Origin of the sequence: Escherichia sp. MOD1-EC5990 (assembly GCF_002965285.1) — a bacterium.
GTDB lineage: Bacteria > Pseudomonadota > Gammaproteobacteria > Enterobacterales > Enterobacteriaceae > Escherichia > Escherichia coli_F.
In genome coordinates, this window is record NZ_PTRV01000009.1 from 26,241 (window position 1) to 51,581 (window position 25,341).

The window sequence follows — 25,341 nt, forward strand, 5'->3', positions numbered from 1 at the left end:
AAGGTGCCAGTTTTCGCACTCACTGGCACCTTCATTCTTAATGGCCTGTCGAGCCATCAGGAACGCAGTTCACCCCCGGTTTGCGATCTGGTGTGTAAAGGCGAAAACATTCTGTTTTCCTGTCCGTCGATATTGGTTGCAGGTCTGGTTGCCTGAGCGACTGGGCCATCATTGGGCTGGAGACATTGCTTTGCGGTAGGTCGGCTTTATCAGCAGTACCGAGCGGACCAGCATAAGCAGGAAGAACAGAGACTGATAACATCAAAGCAGCAAAATAAGGCTTCATTTTTACCACCTTTATCAGGTTACGTTTCATTTGTTCCAGAGGAACATTGTCGATTTTTCGCGCATTGCTGGTGGCTGGGAATCACCTGAATGGGTGATTTTTTGGACTGTGTGTTTTGCCAGATGCGACGTTGGTTGGGAGATGCCCATTTAATCGATCTGAACAAAACATACACAAAAAATATAGATCTCCGTCACATTTTTGCGTTATACAGGAAGCTCGCCATTGTGAAGGAGGTACTGCTATGACGTCACTCTCTCGTCCGCGCGTGGAGTTTATCTCCACCATTTTGCAGACCGTTCTCAATCTTGGCCTGTTGTGCCTCGGCCTGATTTTGGTTGTCTTCCTCGGCAAAGAAACGGTGCATCTGGCTGATGTGCTGTTCGCGCCAGAACAAGCCAGCAAATATGAGCTGGTGGAAGGGCTGGTGGTTTACTTTCTCTATTTCGAATTTATCGCGTTGATTGTGAAGTACTTTCAGTCCGGTTTTCACTTTCCCTTGCGTTACTTTGTCTATATCGGGATCACCGCCATTGTGCGCTTGATCATCGTCGATCATAAATCACCACTGGATGTGTTGATCTACTCGGCAGCGATCCTGCTACTGGTGATCACCTTATGGCTGTGTAATTCGAAACGGCTGAAGCGGGAGTAAAAAAAGGCGCTCCATAGAGCGCCGAATAACAGTCACAAGTTGGGATAACGTAAGTTGAGGGTGTAGCGGCATAACATTGGCAGAACAACATCTTTAACCTTTCACACCACCTGCCGTCAGTCCGTTGACCAGCCAGCGTTGAGCCAGCAAGAAGACGATGGTGATCGGTAATGCAGACATCACGGCAGCGGCGGCAAAGTCACCCCACAGGTAGTTTTGCGGGTTGAGGTATTGCTGCATTCCCACGGCCAGGGTGTAGCTGTTTACGTCACGCAGTAACAACGACGCGACCGGAACTTCAGTAATGGCAGCGATAAACGACAGGATGAACACCACCGCCAGAATCGGCACTGACAGCGGCAACAGGACAAGGCGGAAGGCCTGCCACGGTGTTGCACCATCCAGCGCCGCCGCTTCTTCCAGCGAACTGTCGATGGTTTCGAAATAGCCTTTGATGGTCCAGACATGCAGCGCAATCCCCCCCAGGTACGCGAAGATTACGCCGCCGTGAGTATTCAGGCCGATGAATGGAATGTACTCACCCAAACGATCAAATAACGCATACAACGCTACCAGTGAAAGCACCGCCGGGAACATCTGGAAAATCAGCATGCCTTTCAGCAGTGTCGCTTTACCAGGAAAGCGCATACGGGCGAAAGCGTAGGCGCAGGTGGTGGAGAGCGCAACAATGCCAATCGCGGAAATTCCGGCGACCTTTACTGAGTTCCACAGCCACAGCAGTACCGGGAACGGCGGTGGCGTAATGCGCCCATCAGCCTGTTCAACGCTAAAACCTAACGCCAGTTTCCAGTGATCCCAGGAGATTTGTTCCGGGATCAGGCTACCAGTCGCGAAGTTCCCCTGACGCAGAGAGATAGCGACGACCATCAGCAGCGGGAACATAATCGCCGCGATAAAAAGTAGCAGTAGCAGATGAGTAATAAACAAACGTGCTTTTTGCGATTTCGGTTGGACCATTGCCATTTTTGTTATCTCCCTTAATCAAACTTCATTCGCGTGGCTTTCAGGTTGACGATCGCCAGCGCACCCACCAGCAGGAAGATCAGCGTGGCAATTGCCGCCGCCAGACCGAAGTCCTGACCACCGCCGCCTTCAAAGGCGATGCGGTAGGTGTAGTTAACGAGCAGGTCGGTATAACCGGCTGGCGTGGTAGTGCCAAGACGATCCGGGCCGCCGTTAGTTAACAGTTGAATCAGCACGAAGTTATTAAAGTTAAAGGCGAAGCTGGCGATCATTAGCGGTGTGAGCGGCTTAATCAGCAGCGGCAGCGTAATTTTAAAGAAGTTCTGGAATGGACCTGCGCCATCCATTGCTGAGGCTTCATACAGATCGTCCGGAATCGCTTTCAACAAGCCCATGCAGAGGATCATCATGTACGGATAACCCAGCCAGGTGTTGACGATAATCAGCATCGTGCGGGCAGTGGTCGGATCGCTAAACCAGGCAGGCTTCACGCCAAATAGCGCGCTCAACATCATGTTGATTTCACCGAAGCTCTGGTTAAACAACCCTTTGAAAATCAAGATTGAAATAAACGATGGCACCGCGTAGGGCAGAATCAGCAGGACACGATAGACCGCTTTGCCGCGCAACGCTTCCCACTGCACCAGACACGCCAGAACCATGCCGACCGCCACTGTTAAAAAGACGGTGATTAGCGAGAACACCACGGTCCAGACGAAAATGGCGAGGAACGGTTTCTGAATGCCTTCGTCGGTGAAGACGCGGGTAAAGTTTTTCCAGCCGGTGGTCACGGTGTAACCGGGGCTTAACTTTTCATCGCCCCAGTTGCCGTCGGCGGTAATGGACTGGTAAAAACCAATTTGGTTATTCGGCCGATATTTCACACCGCTCTGGTTATTCGTCAGCGTGCCGTCACCGTCAAGTGTGTAGAGCGGCTGCGTGCCAGAAAACTGGCGCAGGGAGCTCATCATCACTTTGTTACCATCCGGCAGAATGGCAGTAATGTCACTCAGCGCCTGACGATTCTGGGTAATCACACGCAGATTCGCGCGCTCGCCTTCAGGCTGGGCGGCTGTTTCTTTTAGTTGCAGTTTTTGCTCGCCGCCAAATTTAAACGCGTCGGAGAGGTAATTTTTGCCAGTTTCGCCGTCGCTGAGCGCCAGTTGCCACTCATCGCCCGCCGGGTAAAGACCAAAGTTATAGGTTTTGCCTGCTTGCCAGGAGCGATCTAACAACACTTCCTGCGCACGTTCAAAAGTCAGCTGGTTAGTGCTGCTGTAGTTGGTGAAGGCAATGGCGATGGTGCAGACCAGAGGGAAAAGAACGAATAGCCCCATCCCAGCCATTCCCGGATAGACATAGCGCCAGGCGTAGGCTTTACGATTGGCGAAAATATAGAGCCCCGCTGAACTCAATATCAGCGTGGTAATGGCGAACAGGTATTCCCCTTGTGCGTACATTAAAACAACAAGGTAACCCACCAGCAGGCCGAGCAGACCTAACACTGACCATTTCAGCGCGTCGCTTTGCCACCAATGTTTCTTTTTAATGACATCCATGGGGTTCTTCCTCATTCCAGGACAGATAAAGCATTTACGCCTTATCCGACAACAACTGCCTGATGCGACGCTGACGCGTCTTATCAGGCCTACATACGTTTCGGTTTTGTAGGCCGGATAAGGCGTTTACGCCGCATCCGGCATGTCACTGCATTACTTGGTGATACGAGTCTGTGCATCTTTCAGCGCTGCATCCACAGTCTGACGACCGCTGGCGGCGTTGATCACGGCAGTACGCACGGCATACCAGAAAGCGGACATCTGCGGGATATTCGGCATAATTTCACCTTTCTGAGCGTTATCCATGGTGGCGGCAATACGAGGATCTTTCGCAAGTTCATCCTGATAGGACTTCAGCGCTACTGCACCCAGCGGTTTATCTTTATTAACCGCTTCCAGGCCTTCGTCAGTCAGCAGATAGTTTTCGAGGAACTCTTTCGCCAGCTCTTTGTTCGGACTGGCGGCGTTAATACCCGCGCTCAGTACGCCCACGAACGGTTTGGATGGCTGGCCCTTAAAGGTCGGCAGTACCGTTACACCATAATTCACTTTGCTGGTGTCGATGTTGGACCATGCCCACGGGCCGTTGATGGTCATCGCTGTTTCGCCTTTATTAAAGGCGGCTTCTGCGATGGAGTAATCGGTGTCCGCATTCATGTGTTTGTTTTTAATCAGGTCAACCAGGAAGGTCAGACCCGCTTTCGCGCCAGCGTTATCCACGCCCACATCTTTAATGTCGTACTTGCCGTTTTCGTACTTGAACGCATAACCCCCGTCAGCAGCAATCAGCGGCCAGGTGAAGTACGGTTCTTGCAGGTTGAACATTAGCGCGCTCTTACCTTTCGCTTTCAGTTCTTTATCCAGCGCTGGGATCTCTTCCCATGTTTTTGGCGGGTTCGGCAGCAGATCTTTGTTATAAATCAGCGATAACGCTTCGACAGAAATTGGGTAAGCAATCAGCTTGCCGTTGTAACGTACGGCATCCCAGGTAAACGGATACAGCTTGTCCTGGAACGCTTTGTCTGGGGTGATTTCAGCCAACAGGCCAGATTGAGCATAGCCACCAAAGCGGTCGTGCGCCCAGAAGATAATGTCAGGGCCATCGCCAGTTGCCGCAACCTGAGGGAATTTCTCTTCCAGTTTATCCGGATGCTCAACGGTGACTTTAATTCCGGTATCTTTCTCGAATTTCTTACCGACTTCAGCGAGGCCGTTGTAGCCTTTGTCGCCGTTAATCCAGATTACCAGTTTACCTTCTTCGATTTTGGCGAGAGCCGAGGCGGAAAACATCATCGTCGTTAATGCGGATAATGCGAGGATGCGTGCACCTGTTTTTATTTTCATAATCTATGGTCCTTGTTGGTGAAGTGCTCGTGAAAACACCTAAACGGACTCTAGTTTCTTTATACGGCAACCTCTTTCCATCCTCCTTGCCCCTACGCCCCTCCGTTGCTTTGTGTGATCTCTGTTACAGAATTGGCGGTAATGTGGAGATGCGCACATAAAATCGCCACGATTTTTGCAAGCAACTTCACGAAATTCCTTACATGGTCTCGGGTTAGTTCACAGAAGCCGCGTTCTCATCCTCCCGCCTCCTCCCCCATAAAAAAGCCAGGGGGTGGAGGATTTAAGCCATCTTCTGATGACGCATAGTCAGCCCATCATGAATGTTGCTGTCGATGACAGGTTGTAACAAAGGGAGAAGGGCATGGCGAGCGTACAGCTGCAAAATGTAACGAAAGCCTGGGGCGAGGTCGTGGTATCGAAAGATATCAATCTCGACATCCATGAAGGTGAATTCGTGGTGTTTGTCGGGCCGTCTGGCTGCGGAAAATCGACTTTACTGCGCATGATTGCCGGGCTTGAGACGATCACCAGCGGCGACCTGTTCATCGGTGAGAAACGGATGAATGACACACCGCCAGCAGAACGCGGCGTTGGTATGGTGTTCCAGTCTTACGCGCTCTATCCCCACCTGTCAGTAGCAGAAAACATGTCATTTGGCCTGAAACTGGCAGGCGCAAAAAAAGAGGTGATTAACCAACGCGTCAACCAGGTGGCGGAAGTGCTGCAACTGGCGCATTTGCTGGATCGCAAACCGAAAGCGCTCTCTGGTGGTCAGCGTCAGCGTGTGGCGATTGGCCGTACGCTGGTGGCCGAGCCAAGTGTATTTTTGCTCGATGAACCGCTCTCCAATCTCGATGCTGCACTGCGTGTGCAAATGCGTATCGAAATCTCCCGTCTGCATAAACGCCTGGGCCGCACAATGATTTATGTCACCCACGATCAGGTCGAAGCGATGACGCTGGCCGACAAAATCGTGGTACTGGACGCCGGTCGCGTGGCGCAGGTTGGGAAACCGCTGGAGCTGTACCACTATCCGGCAGACCGCTTTGTCGCCGGATTCATCGGTTCGCCAAAGATGAACTTCCTGCCGGTAAAAGTGACCGCCACCGCAATCGATCAAGTGCAGGTGGAACTGCCGATGCCGAATCGTCAGCAAGTCTGGCTGCCGGTTGAAAGCCGTGATGTCCAGGTTGGAGCCAATATGTCGCTGGGTATTCGCCCGGAACATCTACTGCCGAGTGATATCGCTGACGTCATCCTTGAGGGTGAAGTTCAGGTCGTCGAGCAGCTCGGCAACGAAACTCAAATCCATATCCAGATCCCTTCCATTCGTCAAAACCTGGTGTACCGCCAGAACGACGTGGTGTTGGTAGAAGAAGGTGCCACATTCGCTATCGGCCTGCCGCCAGAGCGTTGCCATCTGTTCCGTGAGGATGGCACTGCATGTCGTCGACTGCATAAGGAGCCGGGCGTTTAAGCACCCCACAAAACACACAAAGCCTGTCACAGGTGATGTGAAAAAAGAAAAGCAATGACTCAGGAGATAGAATGATGATTACTCTGCGCAAACTTCCTCTGGCGGTTGCCGTCGCAGCGGGCGTAATGTCTGCTCAGGCAATGGCTGTTGATTTCCACGGCTATGCACGTTCCGGTATTGGCTGGACAGGTAGCGGCGGCGAACAACAGTGTTTCCAGACTACCGGTGCTCAAAGTAAATACCGTCTTGGCAACGAATGTGAAACTTATGCTGAATTAAAATTGGGTCAGGAAGTGTGGAAAGAGGGCGATAAGAGCTTCTATTTCGACACTAACGTGGCCTATTCCGTCGCGCAACAAAATGACTGGGAAGCTACCGATCCAGCCTTCCGTGAAGCAAACGTGCAGGGTAAAAACCTGATTGAATGGCTGCCAGGCTCCACCATCTGGGCAGGTAAGCGTTTCTACCAACGTCATGACGTTCATATGATCGACTTCTACTACTGGGATATTTCTGGTCCTGGTGCCGGTCTGGAAAACATCGATGTTGGGTTTGGTAAACTCTCTCTGGCAGCAACCCGTTCCTCTGAAGCTGGTGGTTCTTCCTCTTTCGCCAGCAATAATATTTATGACTATACCAACGAAACCGCGAACGATGTATTCGACGTACGTTTAGCGCAGATGGAAATCAACCCGGGCGGCACGTTAGAGCTGGGTGTCGACTACGGTCGTGCCAATCTGCGTGATAACTATCGTCTGGTTGATGGTGCATCGAAAGATGGCTGGTTATTCACTGCAGAACATACTCAGAGTGTCCTGAAGGGCTTTAACAAGTTTGTTGTTCAGTACGCTACTGACTCGATGACCTCACAGGGTAAAGGTCTGTCGCAGGGTTCTGGCGTTGCGTTTGATAACGAAAAATTTGCCTACAATATCAATAACAACGGTCACATGCTGCGTATCCTCGACCATGGTGCGATCTCCATGGGCGACAACTGGGACATGATGTACGTGGGTATGTACCAGGATATCAACTGGGATAACGACAACGGCACCAAATGGTGGACCGTCGGTATTCGCCCGATGTACAAGTGGACGCCAATCATGAGCACCGTGATGGAAATCGGCTACGACAACGTCGAATCCCAGCGCACTGGTGACAAGAACAATCAGTACAAAATTACCCTCGCGCAACAATGGCAGGCTGGCGACAGCATCTGGTCACGCCCGGCTATTCGTGTCTTCGCAACCTACGCCAAGTGGGATGAGAAATGGGGTTATGACTACAACGGTAGCTCTTCAACCAACCCATACTACGGCAAAGCTGTTCCAGCTGATTTCAACGGCGGCAGCTTCGGACGTGGCGACAGCGACGAGTGGACCTTCGGTGCTCAGATGGAAATCTGGTGGTAATAGCAAAACCTGGGCCGGATAAGGCGTTCGCGCCGCTTCCGGCAATCAGCGCCTGATGCGACGCTTGCGCGTCTTATCAGGCCTACAACGGCTGTCAAATGTAGGCCGGATAAGGCGTTTACGCCGCATCCGGCATAAAAACAGGTTGTCATTATCTGAAAGGGGCGAAAGCCCCTCTGATTATCGGGTTTGGCGCGCTATTGCCTGGCTACCGCTGAACTCCAGATTTTGAGGTGAAAACAATGAAAATGAATAAAAGTCTCATCGCCCTCTGTTTATCAGCAGGGTTGCTGGCAAGCGCGCCTGGAATCAGCCTTGCCGATGTTAACTACGTACCGCAAAACACCAGCGACGCGCCAGCCATTCCATCTGCCGCGCTGCAACAACTCACCTGGACACCGGTCGATCAATCGAAAACCCAGACCACCCAACTGGCGACCGGTGGCCAACAACTGAACGTTCCCGGCATCAGTGGTCCGGTTGCTGCGTACAGCGTCCCGGCAAACATTGGCGAACTGACCCTAACGCTGACCAGCGAAGTGAACAAACAAACTAGCGTATTTGCGCCCAACGTGCTGATTCTTGATCAGAACATGACCCCATCAGCCTTTTTCCCCAGCAGTTATTTCACCTACCAGGAACCTGGCGTGATGAGCGCAGACCGTCTGGAAGGCGTTATGCGCCTGACACCGGCGTTGGGGCAGCAGAAACTTTATGTACTGGTCTTTACCACGGAAAAAGATCTCCAGCAGACGACCCAACTGCTCGACCCGGCAAAAGCCTATGCCAAAGGCGTCGGTAACTCGATCCCGGATATTCCTGACCCGGTTGCTCGTCATACCACCGATGGCTTACTGAAACTGAAAGTGAAAACGAACTCCAGTTCCAGCGTGTTGGTGGGGCCTCTATTTGGTTCTTCCGCTCCAGCTCCGGTTACGGTAGGCAACACGGCGGCACCAGCTGTGGCTGCACCCGCTCCGGCACCGGTGAAGAAAAGCGAGCCGATGCTCAACGACACGGAAAGTTATTTTAATACCGCGATCAAAAACGCTGTCGCGAAAGGTGATGTTGATAAGGCGTTAAAACTGCTTGATGAAGCTGAACGCCTGGGGTCGACATCTGCCCGTTCCACCTTTATCAGCAGTGTAAAAGGCAAGGGGTAATTACGCCCCACAGTGCTGATTTTGCAACAACTGGTGCGTCTCCTGACGCACCTTTTTTTATGCTTATTTCCTGGGATATGAGCGATTTTTTATAGTACTTCGCTTCTTCTTCACTAAGAATGTGCATTATCTCAATGCCATATCAGAGATTCTTTTCCTATCCCCGGTAGTGTCTGGACGCTCAGGCTACTTTTCCAGGTTATTTTATTTCTGTAATACAGAGGTTTTATGATAGGTCATATCACAAATTCTGGCGGCAATAGCTCTTTGATGAAACATGATGTGGTGCAAGGAAATAATAAATTAGATCTTGATTTACTACGTAATTTCAATGGGGTACCAAGGTTAAATCGAGAAAATTTTATTTATATCAGCAATATATTTTTAAATATAAAGCAACGGAACGAAAAAAATCATTCAATAAATATGTTTCGTGAAGTCTCAATCAGTAATGATATTATAAGCGTAAAATTTTATAGAAATGAAAAAATAGAATGTGCTTGTGATTTTCTGATGGATAAAGATGCGCAGGGGTATATCGACCTGTCTGATTTGGATTTAACAAGTTGCCATTTTAAAGGTGACGTTATTTCGGAGGTGTCTTTTTTATCGTCAAATCTACAACATGCAACTTTCGAATGTAAAGAAATTGAGAATTGCAATTTTACTAAGGCAACAGTTAATAATGTCATATTTAAATGTCGACGTTTACACAATGTGATTTTTCTCAAAGCGAGTGGCGAATGTGTTGATTTTAGCCAAAATATTCTTGATACCGTTGACTTCTCGCAGAGTCAACTTGGTCATAGTAATTTTCGCGAATGTCAGATTAAAAATTCAAACTTCGATAATTGTTATCTTTATGCTTCGCACTTCACCAGAGCAGAATTTCTTTCTACCAAAGAAATATCATTTATTAAATCGAATCTGACAGCTGTTATGTTTGATCATGTGCGAATGTCGACAGGGAATTTTAAAGACTGCATTACAGAGAAATTGGCATTAACGATTGATTACTCAGATATATTTGGTAATGAAGATCTTGATGGTTATATCAATGGCATTATCCAAATGATTAATACGTTGCCTGATAATGCAGTGAAATTAAAATCCGTTCTGGCAGTCAAACTGGTGATGCAATTAAAAATTCTTAATATTGTTAATAAAAACTTTATTGAGAATATGAAAAACACATTTAGTCATTATCCTTATGTGAGCAATCCAATTATACGTAGCTATTTATATCATGATGAAGATGATAAGTTCGATATTTTTATGCGTCAACATCGTTTTAGTAAGGTGAAATTTGATGTCACACAGATGAATACTTTCATTAATAGATTTCGTGTGAATAAATGGTTGATTGATCAAAATAATAATTTTTTTATCCAACTTATCGATCAGGCTCTACGATCATCGGATGAGATTATCAGAGAAAATGCCTGGTATCTTTATAAAGAGTGGATACGCAGTGATAATATATCACCTGTATTTAAAGAAGTTGACGATTATTTAAGAACATTTAACGCCAAGCAATTAACACAAAACGACAATATCTTTATCCTGTTTTCCTCTGTCGATGATGGGCCAGTTATGGTGGTAAGCTCCCAGCGCTTACATGATATGTTGAATCCTACAAAAGATACCCATTGGAATTCCCCCTATATCTTTAAATCCAGACATGAAATGCTGCCTGTTAATATTACTCCGGAAACACTTTTTGGCTCCACATCTCATGATGAACATGCGCTTTTCCCAATTTTTACTGCAAGTTGGCGAGCTATCCATAAAAAGAATAAAGGTGTGTAAGTAAAGGAAAACATCACCATTCCTGGCATCCCGGGCGGTGATGCCCCTATGGTTGCTCTTGCCAGCACGGGCATCGGCAAGCGTAAGGTTCAACAGCGTTTTATCACTTCATGCGATTGTTGCGTTTTTGTTGCGCATTAGATCACTTAATTTGCTATACATCTCCCGTAAACACTTTTCTGCGATACAATGCCTTTACGTTATGTAACGGAGAGTTCGGCATGTCACACCCCGCGTTAACGCAACTGCGTGCGCTGCGCTATTTTACAGAGATCCCTTCCCTGGATCCGCAACTGCTCGACTGGTTGTTGCTGGAAGATTCCATGACGAAACGTTTTGAGCAGCAGGGAAAAACAGTGAGCGTGACGATGATCCGCGAAGGGTTTGTCGGGCAGAATGAAATCCACGAAGAACTGCCATTGTTGCCGAAAGAGTCCCGTTACTGGTTACGTGAAATTTTGTTATGTGCCGATGGTGAACCGTGGCTTGCCGGTCGTACCGTCGTTCCTGAGTCAACGTTAAGCGGGCCGGAGCTGGCGTTACAAAAATTGGGTAAAACGCCGTTAGGACGCTATCTGTTCACATCATCGACATTAACCCGGGACTTTATTGAGATAGGCCGTGATGCCGGACTGTGGGGGCGACGTTCCCGCCTGCGATTAAGCGGTAAACCGCTGTTGCTAACCGAACTGTTTTTACCGGCGTCACCGTTGTACTAAGAGGAAAAAAATATGGAGTGGAGTCTGACGCAGAATAAGCTGCTGGCGTTTCATCGCTTAATGCGTACGGATAAGCCAATTGGCGCGTTACTGCTGCTCTGGCCAACATTATGGGCACTGTGGGTAGCGACACCGGGCGTTCCCCAGCTCTGGATCCTGGCGGTGTTTGTCGCGGGTGTCTGGCTGATGCGCGCTGCTGGTTGTGTGGTGAATGATTATGCTGACCGCAAGTTTGATGGTCATGTTAAGCGTACGGCGAACCGACCACTTCCCAGCGGCGCGGTAACGGAGAAAGAGGCGCGTGCGCTGTTTGTCGTGCTGGTACTGATTTCGTTTTTACTGGTGCTGACGCTGAATACGATGACCATTCTGTTGTCGATTGCCGCGCTGGCGCTGGCGTGGGTGTACCCGTTTATGAAGCGGTATACCCATCTACCGCAAGTGGTGCTGGGGGCGGCGTTTGGCTGGTCGATTCCAATGGCTTTTGCCGCTGTGAGTGAGTCGGTGCCGTTGAGTTGCTGGTTAATGTTCCTCGCCAATATTCTCTGGGCGGTGGCTTACGACACGCAGTATGCGATGGTTGACCGCGATGATGATGTGAAGATTGGCATTAAATCCACCGCAATCCTGTTCGGCCAATACGATAAATTGATTATTGGTATTTTGCAGATTGGCGTACTGGCGCTGATGGCGATCATCGGTGAGTTAAATGGCTTAGGCTGGGGATATTACTGGTCAATTCTGGTGGCTGGCGCGCTGTTTGTTTATCAACAAAAACTGATTGCCAACCGTGAGCGAGAAGCCTGCTTTAAGGCATTTATGAATAATAACTATGTTGGTCTGGTACTGTTTTTAGGGCTGGCAATGAGTTACTGGCATTTCTGATGATGTAAAAAAGCCGGATGATCATCCGGCTTTCTTCTGGGCTGCCTGATGCGCTGCGCTTCTCAGGCCTACACAACATATCGCAATTTATTGAATTTGCAGATCATGGTAGGCCGAATAAGGCGTTTGCGCCGCATCTGGCAATTCTCACTGATTACCCTTCGCCCTGCGTCGCACTCTCAATCGTCAAACGCACGTCTGATGTAATCAACTCCGCCAGCAATTGATAAACCTTCATCGTTTCTGCCGGTTCGGCGTCGCCGCTATCGCTGATATATCCTTCATCACGCAGTGTCAGCACCAGAGAACTGAACACCGCCTTGTCGAAGAACTCCGGCGCGTTGATACCGTGCAGCACGGAGAGACGTTGCGCGACGGTGCGGCTCTCTTTTTCCAGCGTACCGCGGTTGATCGACGGGTTGGCGCTCAACAGCCAGAAGGTGATGGCATAACGTTGCAGCGTTTCGCGCGCGCCTGCGGCCAGCAGCTGTAGCGTGCGAGAATGCGCCGGGTTGATATGCAACTCATCATCTTGCAGGGTAATCAGACCCTGACGTTGCATCTCATTTGCCAGCGCATCAATAACGTCTGGCAATTCGTCGCGATCCCAGCGCAGGAACAGCTCCGCTTTCAGCATTGGGTAAAGCACATTGACGTGCTCCATCAATACGTCGCGGGAGATGTGGCGATGCTGAGTGACAATTGCCGCCATCAGCGAAGGCAGCACCAACATATGCGCAATGTTGTTGCGATAGTAGGTCATCAACACCGCTTGCTCGCGCGGCAGAATGATGATGTCGCCGATAGTGTCTTTCTCGACTTCAAACTTGTTCATTTGCAGCGCGTGATCGATAAGCTCGCTGGCGCTGGCTGAAGGAACGGTAGAGTCCGTGGAGTAAGGTACATTGCGCATCAGATCCAGGTAGCAGTTGAGTTGCTCGGTTAACTGCTCGCGGGTGAGTGAGCGCTGACGTGACGCCAGAAGCGCAGTACAGCACAGGTTCATGGCGTTTGCCGCGCCTGCGTTGTTAATGCGTACCATCAGATCGGCAGCAATATTATTGACCGTCGGCGTTAACCAGGCCGGACGCACCGCTTCGATGGGATCGATAGATTCACGCCAGTCTGGTACGTGCTGGTTAAGGTAGGTCATCAACGGCATTGGTTCACCGAAGTTGACGTAACCCTGACCGAGATTACGCAGCTTGCTTAAACCGCGCAGCATCTGCGGCAGGCTCTCTTTCTCTTTCGTTGCACCGCGCAGTTCTTTGGCGTAAGTACCCACTTCCATGACGTGCTCATAACCGATGTAGATCGGAATCAGCGTAATCGGACGCGTGCCGCCACGCAGCATCGCCTGAATGGTCATCGACAGTGTACCGGTTTTCGGATCCAGCAAACGCCCCGTACGGGAACGACCGCCTTCCACAAAGTACTCGACGGAATAACCACGGCTGAATAGTTCGCCGAGATACTCACGGAAAACGGTGGAATAGAGCTTATTGCCTTTAAACGTACGGCGAATAAAGAACGCACCCAGACGGCGGAAAATCGGCCCGGCAGGCCAGAAGTTCAGGTTGATCCCGGCGGCGATATGCGGTGGCACCAGCCCCTGGTGATAGAGCACGTAAGAAAGCAGCAGGTAGTCCATGTGACTGCGGTGGCAAGGCACATATACCAGCTCATGACCGTCATGAGCCAGCTGGCGAACGCGCTCAGCGTTATGGACGTTAATGCCCTGATAAAGTCGGTTCCAGGTGAAGCCCAGAATACGGTCAGTCAGGCGAATCATCTCGTAAGAGAAATTCGCCGCAATCTCTTCCATCAGTGCAATGGCGTTCTGCTGCGCTTTTTCATGGGAGATTTTTTTGCTGCGCGCTTCATCTTCTACCGCTTTGGCAATGGCGCGGGAGGCGAGCAGCTTATTAAACAGATCCTGACGGGCAGGAAGACGTGGACCTACGGCAGCCAGACGCTGACGAGCAAAGTGCATACGTGCCACGCGCGCTAGTTTCTGGGCGATAGTTTTATCCGTGCCGTGTTCATCGGCCATGCGGCGCAGAGAAACTGACGGTGAGAAACGCACAAAACTGTCGCGACCGAGCCACAGTACGGCGAAAAATTTCTGTACGCCGTTAAGCATACGCAGCGGCGGGTTCACTTCGCCTTTTTCACGCCCCGGCGCGCGACCAAACATCACCGATACTGGCACCATCTGCACATCCAGATTTGGGTTGCTACGGTGCAAATCGAGATAGTCGTGGAACAGCTTAATAGACTCTTCTTTCGGCGTGTAATAGGTGAACACACGCGGCCCGCCGTGAATGAACACATAGCGCGGCAGTAGCGTGCCGTCGATTTCCAGCGGCTCTAACGGGTCAGGCAAGTCATGTGCCAGACACTGGGCGCGCAACGTCAGCAAATCTGCTTTCGAGTTGTACGGTAAAACGTACATAATTGGACGAGAGGTATCCAGTCCCAGTTCCGGGGCAGGATCTGCCGGAATAGACTTGCTTTTTACCAGGATGCTTAATGGTAAATTCAGTAATTTGTAGTAAATTCGTGGCCAGCCGGACATAAACGATGTAAAGCCTCTGGTTAATAATGCAAATGCGCGGCAAGGATAGCAGAAACTCATGGGAAATTCTGTGGTATCCGCTCATGTTTCGCGCGGCGTTACGCAAACCCGAATCATCGGATTTAACGGTACACTGATATTGACGCTCATAATGTAAAAAGGTTCTTTCAATGGCCAATAATACCACTGGATTCACTCGAATTATCAAAGCTGCTGGCTATTCCTGGAAGGGGTTACGCGCGGCATGGATCAACGAAGCGGCATTCCGTCAGGAAGGCGTAGCGGTATTGTTGGCGGTGGTCATCGCCTGCTGGCTGGATGTGGACGCGATTACTCGCGTGCTGCTTATCAGCTCCGTCATGCTGGTGATGATTGTGGAAATTCTCAATAGTGCCATTGAAGCCGTGGTTGACCGAATTGGCTCTGAATACCATGAGCTTTCCGGACGCGCTAAAGATATGGGGTCCGCTGCGGTACTGATCGCGATTATCGTCGCCGTGATTACCTGGTGCATCCTGTTATGGTCGCATTTTGGATAACCCTTCCAGAATTCGATAAATCTCTGGTTTATTGTGCAGTTTATGGTTCCAAAATCGCCTTTTGCTGTATATACTCACAGCATAACTGTATATACACCCAGGGGGCGGAATGAAAGCGTTAACGGCCAGGCAGCAAGAGGTGTTTGATCTCATCCGTGATCACATCAGCCAGACAGGTATGCCGCCGACGCGTGCGGAAATCGCGCAGCGTTTGGGGTTCCGTTCCCCAAACGCGGCTGAAGAACATCTGAAGGCGCTGGCACGCAAAGGCGTTATTGAAATTGTTTCCGGCGCATCACGCGGGATTCGTCTGTTACAGGAAGAGGAAGAGGGGTTGCCACTGGTAGGTCGTGTGGCTGCCGGTGAACCGCTTCTGGCGCAGCAGCACATTGAAGGTCATTATCAGGTTGATCCTTCCTTGTTCAAACCGAATGCGGATTTCCTGCTGCGCGTCAGCGGGATGTCGATGAAAGATATCGGCATTATGGATGGCGACTTGCTGGCTGTGCATAAAACTCAGGACGTACGTAATGGTCAGGTCGTCGTCGCTCGTATTGATGACGAAGTTACCGTTAAGCGTCTGAAAAAACAGGGCAATAAAGTCGAACTGTTGCCAGAAAACAGTGAGTTTAAACCGATTGTCGTTGACCTTCGTCAGCAAAGCTTCACGATTGAAGGGCTGGCGGTTGGGGTTATTCGCAACGGCGACTGGCTGTGACATATCTCTGAGACCGCGATGCCGCCTGGCGTCGCGGTTTGTTTTTCATCTCTCTTCATCAGGCTTGTCTGCATGGCATTCCTCACTTCATCTGATAAAGCACTCTGGCATCTCGCCTTACCCATGATTTTCTCCAATATCACCGTCCCGTTGCTTGGGCTGGTCGATACGGCGGTTATTGGTCATCTTGATAGTCCGGTTTATCTGGGCGGTGTGGCGGTTGGTGCAACGGCGACCAGCTTTCTCTTTATGCTGTTGCTGTTTTTGCGCATGAGCACCACCGGGCTTACTGCGCAGGCTTATGGTGCCCAAAATCCCCAGGCATTAGCCCGTGCGCTGGTACAGCCGTTGCTGTTGGCTCTGGGGGCTGGGGCGTTAATTGCGCTACTGCGTACGCCGATTATCGATCTGGCGCTGCATATTGTTGGCGGTAGCGAAGCAGTGCTGGAACAGGCGCGGCGCTTTCTTGAAATCCGCTGGTTAAGCGCACCGGCGTCGCTGGCGAATCTGGTGTTACTTGGCTGGCTACTCGGCGTGCAATATGCCCGTGCGCCAGTAATTTTGTTAGTAGTCGGCAATATTCTCAACATAGTGCTGGATGTCTGGCTGGTGATGGGGCTGCATATGAACGTGCAGGGCGCTGCGCTGGCGACGGTTATTGCAGAATATGCAACATTGCTGATTGGTCTGCTACTAGTGCGTAAAATCATCAAAACACGCGGTATCTCCGGCGAAATGCTGAAAAAAGCCTGGCGAGGTAATTTCCGCCGTTTGCTGGCGCTTAACCGCGATATCATGCTGCGCTCGCTGTTGCTGCAACTCTGTTTTGGTGCGATCACCGTACTTGGCGCACGACTTGGAAGTGACATCATCGCGGTAAACGCGGTTCTGATGACTCTACTCACCTTTACCGCCTATGCGCTTGATGGTTTTGCCTACGCGGTTGAAGCGCATTCAGGTCAGGCGTACGGTGCGCGCGACGGGAGCCAGCTATTGGAGGTCTGGCGCGCAGCGTGCCGCCAGTCGGGGATCGTTGCACTGCTGTTTTCGGTGATTTATTTACTGGCAGGGGAACACATCATTGCGTTGTTGACGTCGTTAACCCAGATTCAACAGCTGGCCGACCGCTATCTTATCTGGCAGGTGATTTTGCCATTGGTCGGTGTCTGGTGTTATCTACTGGACGGCATGTTTATAGGCGCAACGCGTGCGGCTGAAATGCGTAACAGTATGGCGGTAGCAGCAGCAGGTTTTGCCCTGACGCTCCTTACGCTGCCGTGGCTGGGCAATCATGGTTTGTGGTTGGCGTTAACTGTCTTTCTGGCGCTGCGCGGGCTTTCTCTGGCAGCTATCTGGCAGCGTCACTGGCGCAACGGTACCTGGTTTGCAGCAACGTGACGGTTAAAAATTCTGAATAAATAATCCTGGGTAAAATTCCTGACTACACTTAATCTCACGTTCAGAAGAAAAGTGAGCGTACTCTCATTCACAACCTAACGATGAGGTCTTGATTATGAATAAAGATGAAGCCGGCGGTAACTGGAAACAGTTTAAAGGTAAAGTGAAAGAGCAATGGGGCAAACTGACCGATGATGATATGACGGTCATTGAAGGTAAACGTGATCAACTGGTCGGTAAAATCCAGGAACGTTATGGTTATCAGAAAGATCAGGCAGAAAAAGAGGTCGTGGATTGGGAAACCCGCAATGAATATCGCTGGTAATTAATCCCTTCTGCCCGACGTGTACAAGGATGTACGCCCTGTTAGCGAGATTTCTTTTTCACCTGAATAGAGTGGTCATGGTGGCACTGTTCAGGATGACGACACGCTTCTATTTCTACACATGCTGAACATAATCCATGTGCTTCAATCACATTATGCCGCAGGGCAAAACCCATTTTTGCCGCCAGCGTATGCATGATGTCCTCCACACCTTCCGCACACTCTTCTTTCACCGCACCGCAGCGATCGCAAATAAACATAGCTGAAGTATGCGTTGGCTGGTCGAACAGATGACAGAGCACATAACTGTTGGTGGATTCCACCTTATGCACAAAACCTTGCTCAAGCAGAAAATCCAGCGCGCGATAAACCGTAGGCGGCTTGGCTTGCGGTTCAGCTTCGCGCAGCAAATCAAGCAGATCGTAAGCGCTGATAGCGCCATCCTGCAGACTCATCAGGCGTAACACTTCCAGGCGCTGCGGGGTCAGGCGCACATTACGCTGCGCACAGAGTTTTTCAGCCTGCGCTAATAATTCCTGCGTTGTGGTCTTTTCCATCGGGCACCTCAAGGTGTGGGTTAAGAATGTCCTTACTTTACCATGTTCCAGGAAAAACACCGAGAACCCTTATTGTTGTTGTAATGTTGATTTTCTGTTTCATAGGTAAGGTGTTGTATAGCCAGGTGACACCATTATCAACATGACAATAATTATTACTCCATTTTTAAATACATTGCTTGAAGTTAACTCGCTATTTATTTAAATGCGTTTGAAAGTATGCCTACAGATCAGAAATTATGAGCGATTTTTGATAGTGACTTTTTATCAAATGAATTATAAGAATGATACAGCTCGGTAAAAAGGTGGATAAATTATGTCAAGTATAATAGGAAGTTCAAGAGATTACTTTAATAAAAGCCTCAACTCAAATCAATACGATAATAAAAATGTAAGCTCGGGAAAACTTAAGGATCTGTATAATAAATCGGTTGATTATGCAACGATGAGTAATCGCGCTGCGATTATTGCAAAAATAGATTTGTTTATTCAGAGGATTACCCATAATTTATGGACTGCAAGTGAAAAGAATGTTTCCTTAATTGGACGAATAAATGCTCTCAAAGATTGGGTTGACGAGTGTATTGTAGAGTGCACTAATGAGCAATTAGGTGATCGTGACTATATTTCTGCATTTGTAGAACGGGCGATTTTTCATTATGCGATGGATTTTGTTTGTAATCCAATGGAAAATAGCGATGCAACTCTAATAGACAGGTGTACTTTCGATGTAATAAATCAGAATGACCTTCCCTCCGCAATTCAGCTATTTTATGATAAACCCTATGGTAAAGTACCTGTAGCGTCATTACATCTAAAAACTGTAAGCGAAGGTTTTTTAAATTTGGAAAATGCATATAAAGCAAAGAACGATGCTCGCTTAAAACCCTTGGCTTCCCTTTTACTTTCATTCTCATATGGTAGTGCATCAGCTGATATCATAGCAACAGCACAAAAAGTTAATGATTATTGTGAAAACCACATAACAAGTCAGATAAAAATATTATCTCGTCAAGTGATGAAAAAAAGCCTGATGGATATGAAAGAATTAGTAGATAAAAATGAACTGGATTTTAATTTAATTCTGAATGAGAGGAAAAAGAAGGCTGAAGAAGACAATAAAGACATCACAGACATTACAAAAATGCAGGCTGCAGGTGAGACGTTAATTAAATTCGTTCAATCATTTGACCCAGACTCAACGGGACCCATTGTAATTGGCAAAGATATGAATGACAAAGATATAAATGACAACGATCTCATTAACGAAGATATTATTAAGTTCATTTATGACCTATTCGGTATTGTGTTAAAAAAATAAAATATGAATTTTCTCTGTAGTATGGAATTTTTTACATAAAAGAACCCAACATTGCTTGGGTTCTTTTTTATCTATCATTGCCATTCGCCGCGAGATAGTTCAACACGCTTTTATGTATGATTTTTTATTTATCGTCGAAACTGAATTGTTTATCATTGCTTTTCACAACGCTAACATCTAATAAGATTATTTCTTCAATTCGCGAGAGCGTCACGCTTTGAAGGAATCTCATTTTTCTTTTTCAAAGAGCCAGGCGCTTCCTGTTGTTATGGTATAGTACCCCGCTATTGAGCCTCCTGAACAGTGATGCTGAATAACATAACTCCATGATATATCGTTAAAATAATCTCTACATTTGAAAATGCACGGTAATTCTGAAATGCAAAAAATCAACCAAACCAGCGCAATGCCTGAAAAAACTGACGTTCACTGGAGTGGTCGGTTTAGCGTTGCACCAATGCTCGACTGGACGGACAGACACTGCCGTTATTTCCTGCGTCTGCTTTCCCGCAATACGTTGCTGTATACAGAAATGGTGACCACAGGGGCGATTATTCACGGTAAAGGTGATTACCTGGCGTACAGTGAAGAAGAACATCCGGTAGCGTTGCAACTGGGCGGTAGCGATCCGGCGGCGCTGGCGCAGTGTGCGAAGCTGGCAGAAACGCGCGGATATGATGAGATCAACCTGAATGTCGGCTGCCCGTCTGACCGGGTACAGAACGGCATGTTTGGTGCGTGCCTGATGGGCAATGCGCAGCTGGTTGCCGACTGCGTGAAAGCGATGCGCGATGTCGTATCGATTCCGGTGACGGTGAAAACGCGTATTGGCATTGACGACCTGGACAGCTATGAATTTCTCTGCGATTTCATCAACACCGTTTCCGGTAAAGGCGAGTGTGAGATGTTCATCATCCACGCACGTAAAGCCTGGCTTTCTGGGTTAAGCCCGAAAGAAAACCGTGAAATCCCGCCGCTCGATTATCCGCGTGTGTATCAACTGAAGCGCGACTTTCCGCATCTGACGATGTCGATTAACGGTGGTATCAAGTCGCTGGAAGAGGCTAAAGCGCATTTGCAACATATGGATGGCGTGATGGTAGGGCGCGAGGCGTATCAGAATCCGGGTATTCTGGCGGCGGTAGACCGAGAGATTTTTGGTTCCTCGGATACCGATGCCGATCCGGTAGCGGTGGTGCGTGCCATGTATCCGTATATTGAGCGTGAGCTCAGCCAGGGAACTTATCTGGGCCATATTACCCGGCATATGCTGGGGCTGTTCCAGGGTATTCCTGGCGCGCGGCAGTGGCGGCGTTATTTAAGTGAAAATGCCCATAAAGCGGGTGCTGACATTAACGTGCTGGAACACGCGCTCAAACTGGTGGCAGATAAGCGTTAACTTTTCACCAAAAAGTAGTCAAATTCACCACGCCCTGCGCACCGTCGCGGGGCGTTTTGCTGTTAAATCAATAGATTAGTTTTGGCATGATTCTTGTAATGCCAGCAAGAGATTTCATATTTGGGAGAGCATCATGCTGGAACTACTTTTTGTGATTGGCTTTTTTGTCATGCTGATGGTCACCGGCGTTTCGTTGCTGGGTATTATCGCTGCGCTGGTTGTGGCGACGGCCATTATGTTCCTCGGCGGTATGCTGGCATTGATGATTAAGTTGCTGCCGTGGCTGTTATTGGCGATTGCGGTGGTGTGGGTTATTAAGGCGATTAAAGCACCAAAAGTGCCGAAATATCAGCGCTATGACCGTTGGCGTTACTAAGGGATTGTGCGGACGATCACAACCTAAGGTTTTATCCTTAGAACAAAATAGGAATTGATAATCAAATCTGTCACTATTGCGCCTCTAACAGATTCATCGTGCTGTACCCTACATACAGCCGAACTATAAAAAGAAAGGGCTTCCCAGGTGGAAGCCCTATTTCTTTTATGGAATCAACAGGCTGGAGCCTTGCGTCGCCCGGCTTTCCAGAATCGCATGCGCACGCTGTGCATCCTTAAGCGGATATTTCTGCTGCTCGGTGACATCGACCTTAATCACACCGCTGGCAATCAAAGAGAACAGTTCATTACTGGCCTCGGTTAATTCCTCCCGCGTGGTGATATAGCCTTGCAGGGAAGGGCGTGTCACATACAACGAGCCTTTTTGATTGAGAATGCCTAAGTTCACACCGGTAACCGCACCTGATGAGTTGCCAAAACTGACCATTAAGCCGCGGCGTTGCAGGCAATCCAGCGACCGTTCCCAGGTGTCTCTGCCCACGGAATCGTACACCACGCGCACTTTCTTGCCACCGGTGATCTCTTTTAACCGCTCGACCAGATTCTCTTCGCGATAGTTAATAACCTGCCATGCGCCCGCTTTTAGCGCACTCTGCGCTTTTTGCGCGGTTCCCACGGTGCCGATAAGTTTCGCCCCAAGGGCTTTTGCCCACTGGCAGGCAATTAAGCCAACGCCGCCAGCCGCTGCGTGGAACAGGAACTGCTCATCAGGTTTAATTTCATAGGTTTTGCGCAGCAGATAATAAACCGTTAAGCCTTTCAGGAATGATGCCGCCGCTTGCTCAAAAGAAATTGCCGCGGGCAGAATCGCCGCTTTATCGGCATTGACGTTATGCACAGAGCTGTAAGCGCCTAATGCCGACTGTGCATAGACTACGCGATCGCCTGCCTTAATATGCTTTACACCACTGCCGACTTTACTCACGATGCCTGCCGCTTCGGTACCTAATCCGCTGGGTAGCGATGGCGGCGGATAAAGGCCGCTGCGGATATACGTGTCGATAAAATTGATGCCGATGGCTTTATTTTCGACCTGGATTTCATTCTCCGCCGGATCGGCAGGAGTGAACTCTACGGCTTGAAGTACTTCCGGGCCACCGTGCTTATGAAATTCAATTCGTGTTGCCATGTGTCCTCCAGAACGTATCGTCAGGGTCTGCTTCATATGGTAAAGTTTCGACCCATTCTTTATCTCGGTAACTCCATTCACTATGGCAGGAAATAAACCCTTCAACAAACAGCAGGCTGAACCCCGCGAACGCGATCCACAAGTTGCCGGGCTGAAAGTGCCTCCGCACTCGATCGAAGCGGAGCAGTCGGTGTTGGGCGGTTTAATGCTGGATAACGAACGCTGGGACGATGTAGCCGAGCGTGTGGTGGCGGACGATTTTTATACCCGACCACACCGTCATATCTTTACCGAAATGGCGCGTTTGCAGGAAAGCGGTAGTCCTATCGATCTGATTACCCTTGCGGAATCGCTGGAACGTCAGGGGCAACTCGACAGCGTTGGTGGTTTTGCTTACCTGGCAGAGTTGTCAAAAAATACGCCAAGTGCGGCGAACATCAGTGCCTATGCGGACATCGTGCGTGAACGTGCCGTTGTCCGTGAAATGATCTCTGTCGCGAATGAGATTGCCGAAGCCGGTTTTGATCCGCAGGGGCGAACCAGCGAAGATCTATTGGACCTGGCTGAATCCCGCGTCTTTAAAATTGCCGAAAGTCGTGCAAACAAAGACGAAGGGCCGAAGAACATCGCCGATGTGCTCGACGCAACCGTGGCGCGTATTGAGCAGCTGTTTCAGCAGCCACACGATGGCGTTACCGGGGTAAACACCGGTTATGACGATCTCAACAAAAAAACCGCTGGTTTGCAGCCGTCGGATTTGATCATCGTCGCAGCGCGTCCGTCGATGGGTAAAACGACATTTGCGATGAACCTCGTCGAAAACGCGGCGATGTTGCAAGATAAACCGGTACTTATCTTCTCTCTGGAGATGCCATCAGAACAGATTATGATGCGTTCTCTGGCGTCGCTGTCGCGTGTTGACCAGACTAAAATCCGTACCGGGCAGCTGGATGATGAAGACTGGGCGCGTATTTCCGGCACCATGGGTATTTTGCTCGAAAAACGCAATATCTATATTGATGATTCCTCCGGCCTGACACCAACGGAAGTGCGCTCCCGCGCGCGGCGTATTGCCCGAGAACATGGCGGCATTGGGCTTATCATGATCGACTACCTGCAACTGATGCGCGTACCGGCGCTTTCCGATAACCGTACGCTGGAAATTGCAGAAATCTCCCGCTCGCTGAAAGCACTGGCGAAAGAACTGAACGTGCCGGTGGTGGCGCTGTCCCAGTTGAACCGTTCTCTGGAACAACGTGCCGACAAACGCCCGGTCAACTCCGACCTGCGTGAATCTGGCTCTATCGAGCAGGATGCGGACTTGATCATGTTTATTTACCGTGATGAGGTTTATCACGAGAATAGTGATTTAAAAGGCATCGCGGAAATTATTATCGGTAAACAACGTAACGGCCCTATCGGTACGGTACGTTTGACCTTTAATGGTCAGTGGTCACGCTTCGATAATTACGCAGGGCCGCAGTACGACGATGAATAATCAATTTGCCGGTTAAACACCGGCAAAATTTTTATCGGCGGGATTGGGCCTGATTATATTGCTCTTCTTTATAATCTTCAGGTTGAAGACTATCGTAATCAATATTGTCATAGATAGCTTCTATGTCGCCAGCAACGGTGAATCCTGCATCAGTCAGTAATTTTTTAACACGATTGTATTCATGTTGTTCAGTATCTTCATCGCCATAAAAATAGGTGAACATCAGGTAATTGGGCACGGTATCGGCGACTAGTTCATAGTTAGCTTCATCATTCAGCCGAACCACTTGCGCTTTATCGAGGGGGATCGCATTGGGACCTCGCCATAAGCCGACAAAACCTTCATGATCTTGCCCAAACCAGCTGATTAATTTATTCGTCGCCTTTATTGCCGTCACATTATCCTGAATTTCAGGGATGGCGAGTTCTTCTTCATTTAAATAACTGTTATCAGAAGGGGCATCCCAATTTGGATCGTCGGTTAATGTAAGCTGTAGCTCATCAATGATTTCTTTAATTTGATTACGTTTGTTTTTGAGTAGTTCCAGGTCTGGGGTCATTACTATCTCCTTGTAAAATGCTTTTCCTGAGTTCGTTGAACTGCTTTATTCCGCCGGACTTTCAATCCCTTTTTTTAGCCACTCTTTAAGGCTCAGAACCGAGTTATCTTCGTCTTCGTGGAATATGATATTGTCGATCCGCCAACAGCCATCATCAGCGGAACGCGCCATTAGCGCTTCGTCCTGCCAGGCCTTTTTATCATCAACGGTAAAATGAAAATGGAGGGCGACAGTGACGTTGTTATCACCAGGTTTATACGATGACGGTAGTGTCACGCCATCAAATTTCTCATAGTAACTATCCGAAGGATAAGACGTGAAAATAATCCCGTCACCAAAAGTAGGTTTGGCCGTGGGATCGATGGCGTAGTCGCGTTTATTTCTGTCATACGCGCCAACAATCAGTTGATAAAGCGAGGGGGTGAGGTATTTCTGAAAAAATGCCAGCTGGTCTTTTTCACTCTTAAAGCTGGTATCAGAAAAAACATAGGTTGAGTAAAACTTATCTGCGACACCGTCAGGTGTCTGCGCCGGGCAAGCCCCCGTCGCGGCAGGCGTTATACCTGCGATTAGCAGAAAAAAGAAAACAAATTTTATCTTTGTCATGGCTGAAAATCCGATATCATCT

The 25,341-nt window shown here is 49.0% G+C and carries 24 protein-coding genes; 15 read left to right on the forward strand and 9 right to left on the reverse strand.

Features of this window, described 5'->3' with window-relative positions; all coding sequences use genetic code 11:
• Window positions 1-37: 37 nt before the first annotated feature.
• Window positions 38-316 (reverse strand): periplasmic protein, encoded by a 279-nt coding sequence (locus BEB42_RS12405; protein WP_001295279.1) that lies wholly within the window; start codon window positions 314-316, stop codon window positions 38-40.
• A gap of 214 nt (window positions 317-530) precedes the next feature.
• Here BEB42_RS12405 and psiE point away from each other — a divergent pair, with 214 nt between their 5' ends.
• Window positions 531-941: a phosphate-starvation-inducible protein PsiE gene (gene psiE, locus BEB42_RS12410; RefSeq protein WP_000202899.1), complete on the forward strand. Its 411-nt coding sequence runs from the start codon at window positions 531-533 to the stop codon at window positions 939-941.
• Window positions 942-1,034: 93 nt separating this feature from the next.
• Here the strand turns inward: psiE and malG are convergent, their stop codons facing one another.
• The 3 genes from malG to malE form a co-directional block, all read right to left on the reverse strand.
• Complete coding sequence (gene malG / locus BEB42_RS12415) at window positions 1,035-1,925, reverse strand: maltose ABC transporter permease MalG (protein WP_001252058.1); 891 nt, start codon at window positions 1,923-1,925, stop codon at window positions 1,035-1,037.
• Between the two features lie 14 nt (window positions 1,926-1,939).
• Entirely contained in the window at window positions 1,940-3,484 is a 1,545-nt protein-coding gene (gene malF, locus BEB42_RS12420; protein WP_001353545.1) for a maltose ABC transporter permease MalF, read from the reverse strand.
• A gap of 153 nt (window positions 3,485-3,637) precedes the next feature.
• Complete coding sequence (gene malE, locus BEB42_RS12425) at window positions 3,638-4,828, reverse strand: maltose/maltodextrin ABC transporter substrate-binding protein MalE (RefSeq protein ID WP_000695398.1); 1,191 nt, start codon at window positions 4,826-4,828, stop codon at window positions 3,638-3,640.
• Window positions 4,829-5,192: 364 nt separating this feature from the next.
• Between malE and malK the strand changes: the two genes are divergently transcribed.
• The 6 genes from malK (at window position 5,193) to ubiA (ending at window position 12,296) form a co-directional block, all read left to right on the forward strand.
• A complete protein-coding gene (malK, locus tag BEB42_RS12435) occupies window positions 5,193-6,308 on the forward strand; it encodes a maltose/maltodextrin ABC transporter ATP-binding protein MalK (protein WP_000179165.1) in 1,116 nt (371 codons plus the stop codon).
• A gap of 71 nt (window positions 6,309-6,379) precedes the next feature.
• Window positions 6,380-7,720, forward strand: coding sequence for a maltoporin LamB (lamB, locus tag BEB42_RS12440; protein ID WP_000973662.1), 1,341 nt, complete (start codon window positions 6,380-6,382; stop codon window positions 7,718-7,720).
• A 242-nt stretch (window positions 7,721-7,962) separates the two neighbouring features.
• A complete protein-coding gene (malM, locus tag BEB42_RS12445) occupies window positions 7,963-8,883 on the forward strand; it encodes a maltose operon protein MalM (RefSeq protein WP_000783444.1) in 921 nt (306 codons plus the stop codon).
• Window positions 8,884-9,111: 228 nt separating this feature from the next.
• Window positions 9,112-10,692 (forward strand): SopA family protein, encoded by a 1,581-nt coding sequence (locus BEB42_RS12450; RefSeq protein ID WP_000579106.1) that lies wholly within the window; start codon window positions 9,112-9,114, stop codon window positions 10,690-10,692.
• Between the two features lie 221 nt (window positions 10,693-10,913).
• Window positions 10,914-11,411 carry a chorismate lyase gene (ubiC, locus tag BEB42_RS12455; RefSeq protein WP_001353542.1) on the forward strand — a complete coding sequence of 166 codons (498 nt, stop codon included), beginning with the start codon at window positions 10,914-10,916 and terminating at the stop codon, window positions 11,409-11,411.
• A gap of 12 nt (window positions 11,412-11,423) precedes the next feature.
• Window positions 11,424-12,296, forward strand: a complete 873-nt coding sequence (ubiA, locus tag BEB42_RS12460) for a 4-hydroxybenzoate octaprenyltransferase (protein ID WP_000455227.1) — start codon at window positions 11,424-11,426, stop codon at window positions 12,294-12,296.
• Between the two features lie 154 nt (window positions 12,297-12,450).
• On the opposite strand, the gene plsB is transcribed toward ubiA, so the two are convergent.
• Entirely contained in the window at window positions 12,451-14,874 is a 2,424-nt protein-coding gene (gene plsB, locus BEB42_RS12465) for a glycerol-3-phosphate 1-O-acyltransferase PlsB (RefSeq protein WP_000017354.1), read from the reverse strand.
• A 170-nt stretch (window positions 14,875-15,044) separates the two neighbouring features.
• Here plsB and dgkA point away from each other — a divergent pair, with 170 nt between their 5' ends.
• The 4 genes from dgkA (at window position 15,045) to BEB42_RS12485 (ending at window position 17,854) form a co-directional block, all read left to right on the forward strand.
• On the forward strand, window positions 15,045-15,413 hold the full coding sequence (gene dgkA, locus BEB42_RS12470) for a diacylglycerol kinase (protein WP_000002907.1): 369 nt from the start codon (window positions 15,045-15,047) through the stop codon (window positions 15,411-15,413).
• A gap of 109 nt (window positions 15,414-15,522) precedes the next feature.
• Window positions 15,523-16,131, forward strand: a complete 609-nt coding sequence (gene lexA, locus BEB42_RS12475; protein WP_000646078.1) for a transcriptional repressor LexA — start codon at window positions 15,523-15,525, stop codon at window positions 16,129-16,131.
• 72 nt (window positions 16,132-16,203) lie between these two features.
• Window positions 16,204-17,529, forward strand: coding sequence for an MATE family efflux transporter DinF (dinF, locus tag BEB42_RS12480; RefSeq protein ID WP_001353541.1), 1,326 nt, complete (start codon window positions 16,204-16,206; stop codon window positions 17,527-17,529).
• A 115-nt stretch (window positions 17,530-17,644) separates the two neighbouring features.
• A complete protein-coding gene (locus BEB42_RS12485) occupies window positions 17,645-17,854 on the forward strand; it encodes a CsbD family protein (protein WP_001030595.1) in 210 nt (69 codons plus the stop codon).
• A 41-nt stretch (window positions 17,855-17,895) separates the two neighbouring features.
• Here BEB42_RS12485 and zur read toward each other — a convergent pair whose 3' ends face one another.
• On the reverse strand, window positions 17,896-18,411 hold the full coding sequence (gene zur / locus BEB42_RS12490) for a zinc uptake transcriptional repressor Zur (protein ID WP_001353540.1): 516 nt from the start codon (window positions 18,409-18,411) through the stop codon (window positions 17,896-17,898).
• Window positions 18,412-18,727: 316 nt separating this feature from the next.
• Here zur and BEB42_RS12495 point away from each other — a divergent pair, with 316 nt between their 5' ends.
• The 3 genes from BEB42_RS12495 to pspG all read left to right on the forward strand — a co-directional run bounded on the left by BEB42_RS12495 (window position 18,728) and on the right by pspG (window position 21,507).
• Window positions 18,728-19,732: a DUF2713 family protein gene (locus BEB42_RS12495; protein WP_000094903.1), complete on the forward strand. Its 1,005-nt coding sequence runs from the start codon at window positions 18,728-18,730 to the stop codon at window positions 19,730-19,732.
• A 361-nt stretch (window positions 19,733-20,093) separates the two neighbouring features.
• Entirely contained in the window at window positions 20,094-21,131 is a 1,038-nt protein-coding gene (gene dusA, locus BEB42_RS12500) for a tRNA dihydrouridine(20/20a) synthase DusA (RefSeq protein WP_001353539.1), read from the forward strand.
• Between the two features lie 133 nt (window positions 21,132-21,264).
• Window positions 21,265-21,507 carry an envelope stress response protein PspG gene (gene pspG, locus BEB42_RS12505; RefSeq protein WP_000891404.1) on the forward strand — a complete coding sequence of 81 codons (243 nt, stop codon included), beginning with the start codon at window positions 21,265-21,267 and terminating at the stop codon, window positions 21,505-21,507.
• A 165-nt stretch (window positions 21,508-21,672) separates the two neighbouring features.
• Here the strand turns inward: pspG and BEB42_RS12510 are convergent, their stop codons facing one another.
• Window positions 21,673-22,656, reverse strand: coding sequence for a quinone oxidoreductase (locus BEB42_RS12510; RefSeq protein WP_000235533.1), 984 nt, complete (start codon window positions 22,654-22,656; stop codon window positions 21,673-21,675).
• A gap of 82 nt (window positions 22,657-22,738) precedes the next feature.
• Between BEB42_RS12510 and dnaB the strand changes: the two genes are divergently transcribed.
• On the forward strand, window positions 22,739-24,154 hold the full coding sequence (dnaB, locus tag BEB42_RS12515) for a replicative DNA helicase (RefSeq protein WP_000918363.1): 1,416 nt from the start codon (window positions 22,739-22,741) through the stop codon (window positions 24,152-24,154).
• 31 nt (window positions 24,155-24,185) lie between these two features.
• Here the strand turns inward: dnaB and BEB42_RS12520 are convergent, their stop codons facing one another.
• On the reverse strand, window positions 24,186-24,713 hold the full coding sequence (locus BEB42_RS12520) for a hypothetical protein (RefSeq protein WP_000186897.1): 528 nt from the start codon (window positions 24,711-24,713) through the stop codon (window positions 24,186-24,188).
• A gap of 45 nt (window positions 24,714-24,758) precedes the next feature.
• On the reverse strand, window positions 24,759-25,319 hold the full coding sequence (locus BEB42_RS12525; protein WP_002433025.1) for a hypothetical protein: 561 nt from the start codon (window positions 25,317-25,319) through the stop codon (window positions 24,759-24,761).
• Between the last annotated feature and the right edge of the window lie 22 nt (window positions 25,320-25,341).